Origin of the sequence: Pantoea osteomyelitidis (genome assembly GCF_044342975.1) — a bacterium.
Lineage (GTDB): Bacteria > Pseudomonadota > Gammaproteobacteria > Enterobacterales > Enterobacteriaceae > Pantoea > Pantoea osteomyelitidis.
On sequence record NZ_JBGFSN010000004.1, the window covers coordinates 1,368,482 to 1,381,473 of the forward strand.

Annotated in this window: 11 protein-coding genes, 1 tRNA gene and 1 pseudogene; 3 read left to right on the top strand and 10 right to left on the bottom strand. The window is 54.0% G+C overall.

What is annotated here, in order from left to right; genetic code table 11:
• Nucleotides 1-43: 43 nt before the first annotated feature.
• Both otsA and otsB read right to left on the bottom strand, forming a co-directional pair.
• Nucleotides 44-1,486 carry an alpha,alpha-trehalose-phosphate synthase gene (otsA, locus tag ABU178_RS11565; RefSeq protein ID WP_397214918.1) on the bottom strand — a complete coding sequence of 481 codons (1,443 nt, stop codon included), beginning with the start codon at nucleotides 1,484-1,486 and terminating at the stop codon, nucleotides 44-46.
• Nucleotides 1,483-2,276, bottom strand: a pseudogene (otsB, locus tag ABU178_RS11570) (trehalose-phosphatase). The gene otsA and the pseudogene otsB overlap by 4 nt, the downstream one beginning before the upstream one ends.
• Nucleotides 2,277-2,715: 439 nt before the next feature.
• Here otsB and ABU178_RS11575 point away from each other — a divergent pair.
• Both ABU178_RS11575 and msrA read left to right on the top strand, forming a co-directional pair.
• Complete coding sequence (locus ABU178_RS11575; RefSeq protein ID WP_397214919.1) at nucleotides 2,716-3,282, top strand: flavin reductase family protein; 567 nt, start codon at nucleotides 2,716-2,718, stop codon at nucleotides 3,280-3,282.
• 68 nt (nucleotides 3,283-3,350) lie between these two features.
• A complete protein-coding gene (gene msrA, locus ABU178_RS11580; protein WP_397214921.1) occupies nucleotides 3,351-3,884 on the top strand; it encodes a peptide-methionine (S)-S-oxide reductase MsrA in 534 nt (177 codons plus the stop codon).
• A gap of 33 nt (nucleotides 3,885-3,917) precedes the next feature.
• On the opposite strand, the gene phoA is transcribed toward msrA, so the two are convergent.
• Entirely contained in the window at nucleotides 3,918-5,324 is a 1,407-nt protein-coding gene (gene phoA, locus ABU178_RS11585) for an alkaline phosphatase (protein WP_397214923.1), read from the bottom strand.
• A gap of 243 nt (nucleotides 5,325-5,567) precedes the next feature.
• On the opposite strand from phoA, the gene ABU178_RS11590 reads away from it, so the two are divergent.
• A tRNA-Ser gene (locus ABU178_RS11590) sits at nucleotides 5,568-5,655 on the top strand.
• Nucleotides 5,656-5,740: 85 nt separating this feature from the next.
• On the opposite strand, the gene ABU178_RS11595 is transcribed toward ABU178_RS11590, so the two are convergent.
• The 7 genes from ABU178_RS11595 to putP all read right to left on the bottom strand — a co-directional run bounded on the left by ABU178_RS11595 (nucleotide 5,741) and on the right by putP (nucleotide 12,920).
• Complete coding sequence (locus ABU178_RS11595; protein ID WP_397214925.1) at nucleotides 5,741-6,115, bottom strand: type II toxin-antitoxin system death-on-curing family toxin; 375 nt, start codon at nucleotides 6,113-6,115, stop codon at nucleotides 5,741-5,743.
• Nucleotides 6,112-6,336, bottom strand: a complete 225-nt coding sequence (locus tag ABU178_RS11600) for a type II toxin-antitoxin system Phd/YefM family antitoxin (RefSeq protein WP_397214926.1) — start codon at nucleotides 6,334-6,336, stop codon at nucleotides 6,112-6,114. Before ABU178_RS11600 ends, ABU178_RS11595 begins: the two co-directional genes overlap by 4 nt.
• A 247-nt stretch (nucleotides 6,337-6,583) precedes the next feature.
• Nucleotides 6,584-7,372 carry a phosphate starvation-inducible protein PhoH gene (gene phoH / locus ABU178_RS11605; protein WP_397214928.1) on the bottom strand — a complete coding sequence of 263 codons (789 nt, stop codon included), beginning with the start codon at nucleotides 7,370-7,372 and terminating at the stop codon, nucleotides 6,584-6,586.
• A gap of 577 nt (nucleotides 7,373-7,949) precedes the next feature.
• Entirely contained in the window at nucleotides 7,950-9,224 is a 1,275-nt protein-coding gene (gene efeB / locus ABU178_RS11610) for an iron uptake transporter deferrochelatase/peroxidase subunit (RefSeq protein WP_397214930.1), read from the bottom strand.
• A 2-nt stretch (nucleotides 9,225-9,226) separates the two neighbouring features.
• Nucleotides 9,227-10,345: an iron uptake system protein EfeO gene (efeO, locus tag ABU178_RS11615; RefSeq protein ID WP_397214932.1), complete on the bottom strand. Its 1,119-nt coding sequence runs from the start codon at nucleotides 10,343-10,345 to the stop codon at nucleotides 9,227-9,229.
• 56 nt (nucleotides 10,346-10,401) lie between these two features.
• Complete coding sequence (efeU, locus tag ABU178_RS11620) at nucleotides 10,402-11,235, bottom strand: iron uptake transporter permease EfeU (protein ID WP_397214933.1); 834 nt, start codon at nucleotides 11,233-11,235, stop codon at nucleotides 10,402-10,404.
• A 200-nt stretch (nucleotides 11,236-11,435) separates the two neighbouring features.
• Nucleotides 11,436-12,920, bottom strand: a complete 1,485-nt coding sequence (gene putP / locus ABU178_RS11625) for a sodium/proline symporter PutP (RefSeq protein ID WP_397214935.1) — start codon at nucleotides 12,918-12,920, stop codon at nucleotides 11,436-11,438.
• Nucleotides 12,921-12,992 lie beyond the last annotated feature (72 nt).

Sequence of the window (12,992 nt, forward strand, 5' to 3'; positions counted from 1 at the left end):
ATCCTTCTGACGCGCCGTCAATCGGCGCGTCAGAAGTGCAGGGTCAGGCCAGTTTAGGGAGGGTCGCGACCTTGCTGTCAGCATCGTGATCGTCATGACGCTCAGCGACGGTGCGTAAATCCTTCAAAAAAGTCTCGCGCCAGTTGGCGATGTCGTTCTTACGTAGCACATTCATCATGTCGTTGTAGCGAGAAATACGTTCGGTACGCGGCATCGTCAGCGCTTTATCCAGGGCGGCAGCTACCTCATCGCGATCGTAGGGGTTAACGATCAGCGCTGAAGTCAGCTCATTAGCGGCGCCGGCAAAGCGTGACAGTACCAGCACGCCCGGATCGTCAGGGTCCTGAGCAGCAACATACTCTTTCGCCACCAGATTCATGCCGTCACGCAGCGGCGTAACCAGACCGACATCAGTTAAGCGGAAAATTTTCATCAGCAGACGGCGATCAAAGTGCTGGTTGAGATAGTAAAGCGGCGTCCAGCCGAGGGTGCCATATTTACCGTTAATACGCCCGGCCTCGGTTTCCAGCTGATGCCTGATATCCTGATAGGCCTGCACATCGCCACGGGATGTTGGGGCAATTTGCGAATAACGAATTTTCCCACGATGCTGGGGATAATTTTCCAGCAGCGCTTCATAAGCGAGAAAACGCTCCGGCAATCCTTTGGAATAATCGAGACGTTCACAGGCAATAATATTTTTCGCATCGCCCAGCTCGCGTTTCATTGCCGCCATTTTTGGCGGCAGCGGGCCTTCCGCCATCTCTTTAATACTGTCTGGCTCTATACCGATGGGATACGTCTCGGTCATAAAGGTATTACCAAAGGCGCGATGGATTTTCTCGCCTTTATTTTTCACCTGGGTCAGCTGGCCCAGACATTCAAGAAATGCCTGACGATCCGACTCTGTCTGGAATCCCAACAGATCATAGTCAGAGAGCATTTCCAGTAATTCCTGGTGCGGCGGTAATGCATTGAAGATTTCCGGCGTAGGGAACGGAATATGCAGGAAAAATCCGATACGGTTAGTGATGCCCTGTTTACGCAGCGCGGCGGCAAACGGTAACAGATGATAGTCATGAATCCACAAGATATCGTCTGGTTTAAGCAGCGGTTGAAGGCGCTTCGCCAGATGCTCGTTCACGTTGCAGTAGCCTTCCCAGGCTTCGCGCTGGAACTGAACCAGATCGAGGCGATAGTGAAAAGCGGGCCAGATAACGGTGTTTGAAAACTGACAGTAATACAGATCGTAATCGTTCTGACTAAGGGGAAAAGAGGCATAGGTAATGCCGTCATGTTCCATTTTCGATAAAGCTTCCTCGTCTTCATCTTCTCCGGAAATTTCGCTTATTTCTCCATTCCAGCCAAACCATAAACCTCCGGTGGTTTTTAATGCGTCAAGAATACCCACAGCGAGACCGCCTGCGCTGGCTTTTGACCCATCAGGAATAGCGATACGGTTAGATACGACCACTAAGCGACTCATAACCTTGACTCCTTACCGACGTTGTCTTGTCTTGCTCTAATTGTAATAGTAATTGTTCAAGCCAATGGTGAACCTCGTCTACGCCCTTCAGGCGATAACGGGCCTGGCTGGAACCTTCTCCAATTTTTACGGAAATGCCCTGCATGGCATTGACTACCAGAAATCCTTTCTCATCCGTCAGATCGTCACCAACAAATACCGGGATCCGACCGGTAAAAGGCACTTCACGCATGAAAGCATCGATGGCAGCGCCTTTATCAATGCCCTGCGGCTTAATTTCAACCACACATTTGCCTGGCTGCAGGGCCAGCGCCGGAAAACGGGCGACGGCCTGCTCCGCCAGCTGCAGAATAGCCTGTTCATACTGCATCGCCTGACGATAGTGCAGCGCAAAGGCCATGCCTTTCACTTCCAGCTGCGTGCCGGGCCATTGATCGATGGCGCTTTGCAGTTGCTGACGCAACGCCTGCTCAACATCCGCGTCTAATGTTGCGCGCTGGATATCGCCCTGCACATTGCGGCGTTCTGCGCCATGTACGCCTGCGGCGGGCACCTTCAGCGGCGCCGCAAGCTGATCGAGCTGTGCAATGGGTCGGCCGGAGACCAGCGCCAGCGCCCCATGACAGAGATCGGAAAGTTGTTGCAGGTGCGAACGCACCGCTTCAGGAATAAAAACATCTTCAGGACGCGGCTGTATCGCCGCCAGCGTGCCGTCCACGTCAAAAAAGAAGGCGTACAGGCCGCCGCTTAATGCGGGCAGCGTACTATGTTCATAAGCAGCCTGGGTCACACCTCTCCTCCTGTTTGCATGGTGTTACGCGATGCGCAATCTGACATTCGGCGCCTGTTCAGACGGGTCAGATTACGTACCTGAATCGCCATCGCGTCAGGAATTACTGATGTCACGGAGTGGTTGAGCAGAGTCAGAACAGGCAACGAGGGGAGGATACGGTATGCCTGACAGCGAGGAGGTTTGGCCTTAAAGCTAATGATTTTAATGGGTAACGCTCCACAAGAACTAAGTTATTTCTGACTCATCAACCTGACTGCGAACATCATCAAAATAAAGTGTAGACAACATTTCGGGTTTTGCCAGATGAGGTGTTGCCGTAACGATTGCAGGTAGCGGATTTGCCTGGTTAATCGACGATTTCGTGGTGTTAAGCGGCTCCGGGCCAGGGCGTTACCACTACACTTAAAAACGGATTCCTGCACAGAGGAGTAACGCCATGAGTCAACGCATCCATAAAATCGATTTTCCCGTCGAGAAAGCGCGCAAATATCTGGAGCCTGGTCCGGTGGTGCTGCTCAGCTCTGAGTTTGAGGGGCACAGCGACATTATGACGCTGGGCTGGCATACCATTCTGGAGTTTTCACCCTCGCTGGTGGGCTGCATGATTTCCGGTATGAACCACAGCCACGAGCTGATTCGCAACAGCGGCCAGTGTGTGATCAATGTTCCAACGGTAGAGCTTACTGACGTCGTGGTGGCCATTGGCAACAGCCACGGCGATAAGCTGGATAAATTCGCCGCCTTTCATCTCACCGCTGAACCTGCCAGCAAGGTGAATGCGCCGCTGATTGGTGAATGCTTCGCCAGCTTCGAGTGTCAGCTCTATGACGACTCGATGGTCGATAACTATAACCTGTTTATTTTCGAGATTGTGAAAGCGCACGTAGCGGAGAAACCGGAGTTCCCTGCCACCCTGCACTATACCGGTGAAGGACGTTTTACCGTGATGAGCGAGAAGGTGCTGGACCAAAGCCGCGATTTCAAACCGGAGATGTTAATTTGACGCCGGTTGAATTTCCTTCTGGCTGTCCCCACAGTTAAAGCACTATACCTTTACAGGAGTAAGCAATTATGGCAATCGAATACGCAGTGATCGCGGGTGGCTGTTTCTGGTGTACGGAAGCGGTGTTTAAGGACGTGATCGGCGTCGAGTCGGTTGAGAGCGGCTATACCGGTGGCAATCGCCCGAATCCCACTTATGAGCAGGTTTGCAGCGGCGCAACCGGTCATGCAGAAGCGATCCGTATCGGTTTTGATCCGGACCAGTTACGCTACGGCGATCTGCTGGATATCAGCTTTGCCACGCACGATCCTACCCAGCTGAACCGCCAGGGCAACGATATCGGTACGCAGTACCGCTCGGCCATTTTCCCGGCAAATGCGCAGCAGGAAGCGGAAGCCCGTGCGGCAATCGCGCGTGCGCAGGAAGATCATCAGGATCCGATTGTCACTACCATCGAACCGCTGAAAGAGTGGTATCCGGCGGAAGATTATCATCAGGATTACTGGGAAGGCGCGGGTCAGCGCAACGGCTACTGCATGGCCGTGATCCCGCCGAAGCTGCAAAAACTGCGTAAGAGCTTCGCCAACCGGGTGAAAAGCTAAACGTGAGGGCGGACAGATGTCCGCCCTTTTTCTTTACTGGATGCCCATGGCGTCGCACATGGTATAGAAAAGATCGGTCTGATCGGTCAGCCCCACCACGTTAGCCGCATGCGGGCCGTAGGCGGCAACACGCAGCTGCGTGCCGGTATGTTCCTGCGATTCCCCTTCCGAGTTGCCATAGCTGATAGTCATCACCGCGCCATCTTTGGTATTCAGCGCCTGGGTCAGGCCCGGCGCTTTGGTGCCGTTTTCCACGATCTGGCTGCTGTGCGCATGGTCTGCGGTCACAATCACCAGCGTGTTGCCCTCTTTACGCGCGAACTCCAGCGCTTTCTGCACCGCTTCGTCGAGATCCACCGTCTCACCAATCTGGCCGCACGGATTGGCCGCATGATCCTGTTTGTCGATAGAAGCGCCCTCAACCTGCAGGAAAAAGCCTTTCTGATTTTCGCTTAGCAGGGCGATCGCTTTTTCTGTCATCTGCGCCAGTGTCGGCACCGAAGCCGCACGATCCTTCGCCGGTTCGCAGGTGACCACCGGCTTATCGATATTGCCATGATAGCTGGCTTTGGGGCCCTGCCAGCGCACCGGCATATTGCCGTCGGCAAACAGGCCCAGCACTGGTTTATCCTGGCTGGCGCTGCTGACGGCATTCAGACCGTTCAGATCGCTGACCAGCTGATAACCCATGCTCTGTGCCTGCTTACGCAGGGTTTTGCCCTGATAGTCGCCCGCTTTGGCGACTTCGCTAAAGGTTTTGCCGCCGCCACCCAGCGTGACGTCGGCGCGAGTTTTTAGCAGCTGTTCGGCAATCGATCCCTTGCCGCCCTGCTCCAGCGCGTTGCCTGCACATAGCTCGCTGGTTTTTTCCGGGCCGTAACATTTACGTGAGATGACATGGGAAACCAGCGCAGCGGGCGTGGCATCCTCCAGCTCAGCGGTAGAGACGTTTCCTGTGGCTTTGCCCGCTGCTTTCGCCAGTTCCAGAATGGTGACGTGATCTTTGCCGTTCACATCCACGCCCAGCGCGCCGTTATAGGTTTTGGTGCCGGTAGACCAGGCGGTGGCCGAGGCGGCGGAGTCGGTGACGTAGCTCGGCTTGTGGCTCTCTTTATCCAGCGAGTAGTGGGTATACTGTCCGGTGAGCGGCAACGCATCAATGCCCTTGAAGAAGCCGCCCGCCCCCATCGCCAGGTTACGCGCTGCGGTGATTTCCGAGTCGCCCATACCGTCGCCAATCAGCAGGATGACATTTTTCGCCGTGCCGTTGCTGAGCGACGCTTTCAGCATCTCAGTTTGATCCTGCGTCAGGCGACGCGCGCCACCCGGCTGGGTCAAATCGCCCTGCGCCGCACGGGAATAATCTTGCGTTTCGGCAACGGCGTGAGCGGAAATCAGGCTGGCGAGCCATGTAACCGTAAAAAGGCGAGCATATTTCATCTGATTTATCCTTGTGAGCAACAATAAGCTGGTTTTTCAGGATGTAAGTCTGAGAAATATTTGTGACGCTTTTGTATCTTTTATGTTTAATTTTAATGACACCCGGGAAGAGCTGGCGAGAGATAAAGCGATTCGCTCACGCCTTAAGCGGATAGAAAAAAAGAGAAAGATAGTGCTTGACCGTTTTAAGCTCCCCCCCTATAGTAGCGCCCCGTTGACCCGGCGCGGTCAGCGAAAAAATGTGGTGAGGTGTCCGAGTGGCTGAAGGAGCACGCCTGGAAAGTGTGTATACGGCAACGTATCGGGGGTTCGAATCCCCCCCTCACCGCCATCATTTCAGAAGAGAGCCTGAACGCAAGTTCAGGCTTTTTTCGTTTATATTCTGCCTGCGAGGGGTACAGCGTAGCGGGCCGGGTCTAATCTGCGAGCTTTCTTAATACATCCGCTACATACTGTAAATCATGAAGCCCCTGAGCGGCTTCAACAACGTAATCAGCAAAGCCCTCAACTGGCGTGATCGGTGAACCATTCATATCTAAAAAAATCATGGCCGATGCTACCGAGGTTCTTTTGTTGGCGTCGTTGAAGCCGTGGCCGCGAGCGATTGAGAGCAGAAGCGCAGCAGCTAAGACAAACAAGTCTGTTTCGCTCTCATAAACATGAAGGTTTTCAACCCGCGCTACCATGCCTTCAACCAGGCCAAGATCTCTAAATCCAGGAAGGCCGCCATAGGTTTCTAACTGACTGTCGTGGATTGCAATAACCTGCTCAACAGTTAAAAAGAAAATCATTTATCAGCCAGTTCCTGGAACAAAGCTTGATTTTTCGGTTTGCTCATTACGCGGGCCAGAGATGCCTCAAATTTGGCCTGCTGCAATTCTGCGAACTGCTCAGCCGTAATAACAACGACATCCGGCGCAGAGCGACGAGTTATCGTTACCGGCTGATTGATAGCAGTATCAAGAATGCTGGCGAGCTTTTGGCGAGCTTCAGAAAATGGGATAGTCAGCATGGCGGTAATCTCTTTATTAGCTACAAAGTAACAACTGAGTTGTACAATTCAGTTACTGTTGCCGCCAGTCTAATGCGCCTACCCTGTTTCCGCAAACAGAGTTTGTCAGCAATAGAGTAAAGCTTGCATGAACGCCATCATTTCAGAAGAGAGCCTGAACGTAAGTTCAGGCTTTTTTCGTTTATATACTGCCCAAACTTCGATAAAAAAACCCGGCCGCAGCCGGGTTTGCTTTCACTTTTCTCAATCAACCGTAGGCATGTAGCGTGCGCTGGCACAGCGCCGACCGCACACAATCCTCTTTACCGAAACGCACGATGCCGATCATCTCATCCTCTTCGAAGCGCGCCAGCGCATCGCCGAGGCCAGACTTCACGTTAGAGGGCAGATCGCACTGGGTAATATCCCCGTTAACGATCACCGTGACGTTCTCCCCAAGACGGGTAAGGAACATCTTCATCTGTGCGGCGGTAACGTTCTGCGCCTCATCCAGAATCACCACGGCGTTTTCAAAGGTTCTGCCGCGCATATAAGCAAACGGCGCGATCTCGACCTTGCCGATTTCCGGACGCAGGCAGTATTGCATAAAGGAAGCGCCAAGACGTTTAACCAGAACGTCATATACCGGCCGGAAGTAGGGGGCGAACTTCTCAGAAATATCTCCAGGGAGAAAACCGAGATCTTCATCCGCCTGCAGTACCGGGCGCGTAACGATAATCCTTTCAACATCCTTGTTTATCAGGGCCTCCGCCGCTTTCGCGGCACTGATCCAGGTTTTACCGCAACCCGCTTCACCGATTGCAAAGATCAGCTGTTTCTTTTCTATGGCATTAAGATAGTGCGCCTGAGCATCATTTCTGGCTTCAATTGGCGAACGGTCGCGCGAATCGCGCGCCATACCAATGGCATCCAACCCACCCATTTGCACGAGCGAAGTGACCGATTCATCTTCACGCTGACGATGACTGCGAGAGTCATTACGAAGCACTCGTCTTGCTTCCCGACGCGCTTTGATCACTGCTTTCTGTCTTCCCATAGTGGCACCTTACAGTTGGTTTCATTTCCCGCTTCGGGCTCTCGCCCGCAGCGATTACGTGAACGCTTTAGAGGTTTTTTGGCTTCCTTGTAAGCCGTGACAAGCCCTTGAGAAAAGTGTGCAACAGCGCCGAAACGCCATTGCGCACCGGTTGAAGGAATACATTGATTGATTTAAGAGAAATAAAAAGTGAAGAAGAGTTACCCGGAGGAGAAAAACCCCCGTGTGATGACGCGATGTCAGAAGATAATCCCATTGTCCTTGTAAGGACCTACCCATTCGCGATCTCCAGAGTGAAACATCAACACGTCCGATTACGCATATGATTAAAGTGCATCACATTTAAGGCAATTTGCAACTCTATTTTTACCTGCCGATAAACAAAACAGAACGACAGCGGGTTAATCGCTCTGCGAAGCAATTAAATTTCCCTTTTATTTCAAATAATTATTAATTTATCATCCGGCGGAATCCTTTCAGATATTTCGTAAAAATGTGAAACAACCGCAGCGAAGAGAAAGCAAAGAGAAAAGCCTTCTGCAAAAAGAGAAACAGAAGGCAAACGGCGAAAAAATAATCAAACTTCCAGTAAAGTCTGCGCCAGATAATGTTTTTTATCGGTGACGCCGGGTAATACAAAAAAATAACCGCCGCCAGTGGGACGTATATATTCCTCCAGCGCTTCGCCGTTAAGACGTTTTTGCACGCTGATAAAGCCTTTTTCTAAATCGTGCTGATAACAAACAAACAGCAGACCCATTTCAAGCTGGCCCGACGCGGAAATACCCTCAGAATAGCTATAGCTCCGACGCAGCATCAGGCTGTCAGCGGTTTCCGGCGTGCGCGGATTAGCCAGCCGGATGTGCGCATCCAGCGCGATGATTTCGCCATCGGGATCCCGCGCATAATCAGGTTCATCGTGTTCATGCTGCATACCCAGCGGCGCGCCGCTCAGCTTTTCACGGCCAAAAATGGTTTGCTGTTCGCCCAAAGGCGTGCGATCCCACATTTCCACATGGAAACGAATGATACGCACCGCCTGATAGCTGCCGCCGCGCGTCCACGCAGGCTCCTGCTGATCGGGAGTCACCCACAACAGCTGATTCATCAGCTTCTCGTCCTGCGTATCGGGATTGGCAGTGCCGTCCTTGAATCCCAGCAGATTGATCGGCGTCTCCCTGTCCTGGCTTCGCGCCGCGTGATCGGAAATAAAACCGTCGCGCCGCCAGCGGATGCTCAGCAGATCGGGAGTTTGTTTGATGATGTCGCGCAGGGCATGAATCACCGTGTCGTTGGTATTGGCGCAAATTTGCAACAGCAGATCGCCGTGACACTGGCTGGCATCCAGGGAATCGTTGGGAAAGCGCGTCATTGCCTGTAGCTTTTTCGGCTTTTGCGCCTGGAGTCCGAAGCGCTCATCAAACAGCGTCTGCCCTACCGAGACCGTAATGGTGAGATTGTCGGGATAGATCTGCGCGCCGAGAATGCCGGAATCTGCCGGCGGCAGCTGTGGATTCTGCACCTGCGGCGCGCTCCCGCCCTGGGTAAGAAAGGCGATACGCTGCGTCAACAGGGTAAAAAGCCGCACCAGATCGGCTTTATCGCTGGCCAACACGTCAAAGGCCACCAGCATCATTGCCGCCTGCTGCGGCGTGACAATGCCTGCCTGATGCGTGCCCCAGAAAGGTTGCGCCTGATGGCGCGCATCGGGTGCAACCGTACCCGGCGAAAAGCTCCCGGCGGCAGCATGAAACGGACAGCCCCCCGCGACGGCAGCCGCCCCGCCTAATAAACCTAACCCCTGTAACAGGCGACGACGCGACGGCTGCGCCGCATCCTTTTTCTTACTCATACTTAATTCAGACCTAATGTTCCACGCAGCATTGCAAGATCTTCCGCCAGCGCGGTGATCGGTCCTTTCATCGCGTTGCGATCGGCACTGGTGAGCTTGTCATAAGATTCAAAGCCCTGCTTGCTGCGGTATTTATTGAGAATGGCATCGACCTTGCCGAAATTGCCGTCGATTTTTGTCAAAAGCGCGGGGTTGGCTTTTTCCAGCTGCGGACGCAGCAGGTTAACGATCTTCTGCGCGCCCTCAACGTTCGCCTGGAAATCCCACAGATCGGTACGACTGTAGCGATCTTCCTCGCCGGAAATTTTACTGGAGGCGACTTCTTCGATTAACCCTGCCGCACCGCCGACCACTTTCACAGGCGGGAAGGCCAGCTGGCTGATGCGCTGCTGCAGCTCCTGAGTATCCTTGTAAAGACGATCGGCATAGCTTTCCATGCCTTTGCTGCTGTTGTCCGCAAACAACGCTTTTTCCAGCCGGTGGAATCCGGTAAACGCGGGATCGTCCGCCTTTTTCTCGTAGTCATCTTCGCGGGCATCGATACTGCCATCCAAATCGGAAAAAAGCTCGGCGATAGGTTCAATGCGCTCATAATGCTGGCGCGTAGGGGCGTAAAGCGCTTTCGCTTTCTCGACATCCCCTGCTTTTATCGCGTCAGTAAAGGCTTTGGTGCCCGCGACCAGCTTCTCAGTCTCTTCCATCACGTAAGCTTTGTAGTCGGTAATGGCCCCTGCCAGCTGTAGCAGATCGCGCTGACCGCCTGCCACCGCTTCGCCTTTCCCCTTCACGATAAGCTTGCCTTTCGGATTGCTCAGCAGGCCGCAGGTCATCTCATATTCGCCCGCTTCAAGACTGGCGGTGAGCTTTTGCGTAAAGCCCGGCGCGATATTCTCGCGCTCTTCCACCACCATCACGCCTTTCAGGATCTCCCACTCCAGCCCTTTCTGGCTATTGTTTTTGATAATGAACTGCGTTTTACCGGCATTAACCGACAGCGTCATCGGGTCGCACTGCTTATCGTTTACGCTGACGGTTACCTGCGGCACATTAGCGGCTGCGGCGGTGCCGGAAAGCGCCAGCAGCGAGGCCAGCAATGTGTTACGGCGAAAGCGAATCGTCATACTCATTTCCCTGTTAATAAATGCTCTGGCACAAAGTGGCGTGCCGGGTAAAAGGCTCAGCGCGCCACGCCTGCACCCGCCGTGGAAAGGCGTGCAGGCAGCAAAAACAGCAGCAGCGCCGGAATCAGATAAAAGAGATAAACGGCAACTTCGCTTATGCTGGGCGCTTCCTGATAGCCCAGAACCCCTTCAAGCAAAGTGCCGAAAAAAGAATGCGTGGAGAGCGTGGCGCTCAGGTCGAAAGCGATCCGCTGAAAATGGTTCCACAGCCCCGCCTCGTGGAAAGCGCGAATCGCACCGGCGGCAAGGCCCGCCGCAACGAACAAAATGAACAGGCTGGTCCAGCGGAAAAACTGCGCCAGATTAAGGCGTACGCCGCCCCAGTAGAGCAACATGCCCAGCACCACGGCGGTAATCAGACCGAGCACCGCGCCAAGCGGCGGCGCATAGCCCACATCCTGGGTAAAAGCGGCCAGCAGGAAAAACACTGATTCCAGCCCTTCCCGCGCCACGGCCAGAAACACCATCAGTACCAGCGGCAGGCCGCTGCCGCTCGCCTTATGCAGCGCCTGATCTACCGCTACTTCCAGCTGCGCTCTGACATTGCGCGCTACTTTGCGCATCCAGAACACCATCGAGGTGAGGATAATCACGGCGACGACCGCAACAATGCCCTCAAACAGCTCCTGCTGCTTTTGCGGGAATTCGCCGGTGGTTTCATTGATGGCGATACCCAGCGCGAGGCAGAGCGCGACGGCAATAAACACGCCTGCCCACATAGCCGGAAACCAGCGGGTACGCTGCGTACGTTTCAGGTAGCTGGCGATCAGGCTGACAATCAGCGCTGCTTCCAGACCTTCGCGCAGCATAATGAGAAACGGAACAAACATCGCCAACCTCTGCAGCAATAAGAAGCGCACGGCTTCGTAAATAAATGTAAATAAAAACGATACCGATTATCATTATCGTCAGAAAAAATACAAGCGCCTGCCGGAAAGAATTTTGCTTTTGCGAGGGCGGGTGCGGGAAGCTGAAAGAAAAACGCCCATTTTCACGAAAAAAATGGGCGTTTTTCAGGCAAAGCGGAGAGTTATTTGGTTAAAAATTCCGCTTCGGCAGCACTGAAACGTTGCTGTGCGGCGGCCGAAGGTTCACGCCCCATCAGGCTCACCACCACTATGGCGATGCTGGCAAACAGGAAGCCCGGAATGATCTCATACAGATCCAGCCAGCCGTACTGTTTCCACACCAGCACGGTCATCGCACCGATAATCATGCCGGCCAGCGCGCCGTTGCGTGTCATTCGTTTCCAGCAGACGCCGAACAGCACCACCGGACCAAAGGCGGCGCCAAAGCCCGCCCAGGCATAGCTCACCAGGCCAAGCACACGGTTATTCGGGTTCGCCGCCAGCGCAATGGCGATCAAGGCCACCAGCAGAACCATCAACCGCCCTACCCACACCAGCTCTTTCTGGCTGGCATTTTTACGCAGGAAGCCTTTATACAGGTCTTCCGTCAGGGCGCTGGAGCAGACCAGCAGCTGACAGCTCAGCGTTGACATCACCGCCGCCAGAATCGCTGAAAGCAGAATACCGGCAATCCACGGATTAAACAGAATACGCGCCAGCTCAATGAAGATGCGCTCGCCGTTTTCGCTGACGCCCGCCGCCTGGCCCGGGTTGTTCTGGAAATAGGCGATGCCGAAGAAACCTACCGCCACGGCGCCAGCGAGACAGAGGATCATCCAGGCCATACCGATGCGGCGTGCGGTGCGAATAGAGCGATGCGAGTCCGCCGCCATAAAGCGCGCCAGGATATGCGGCTGGCCGAAATAGCCCAGCCCCCAGCCCAGCAAAGAGATCACCGCGACAAAGTTAAGTCCTTTCAGCATGTCGAGGTTCTCAAGGCTTTTCGCTTCTATTACTGCCATCGAGTCGTTCAGTCCGCCCACGGCGACAATCACCATCAGCGGCGTCAGCAGCAGCGCGAAGAACATCAGGCCCGCCTGCACGGTATCGGTCCAGCTCACGGCCAGGAAGCCTCCCACCAGGGTATAGAGAATGGTGGCAGCAGCGCCAGCCCAGATAGCAGTTTCGTAGCTCATGCCAAAGGTGCTTTCAAACAGGCGCGCGCCCGCCACGATGCCTGAGGCGCAGTAGATGGTAAAAAAGACCAGGATAACGAGCGCCGAGATGACACGCAGCACTTTACTGTGGTCTTCAAAGCGGCTGGTAAAGAAATCAGGCAGCGTCAGCGCATTGTTATGATGCTCCGTCTGTACACGCAGACGTCCCGCCACGATTTTCCAGTTCAGCCAGGCGCCGATGATCAGGCCAATAGCGATCCAGCTTTCTGAGATACCGGAGAGGAAGATCGCGCCCGGCAGTCCCATCAGCAGCCAGCCGCTCATGTCAGAAGCGCCGGCAGAGAGCGCGGTCACCATGCTGCCGAGACTACGTCCACCGAGAATGTAATCGTCGAAGTTTTTGGTTGATCGGTAAGCGATGAAGCCAATCAACACCATCCCAAGTATGTAAATAATAAAGGTCACCAGCATCGGTGTACTTACAGTCATCTGTCTCTCCACTTAATATTGATTTCCTCAGGGAAACCTTTTCCTTTCTTCATGCCGGAACGAGGCACAAAG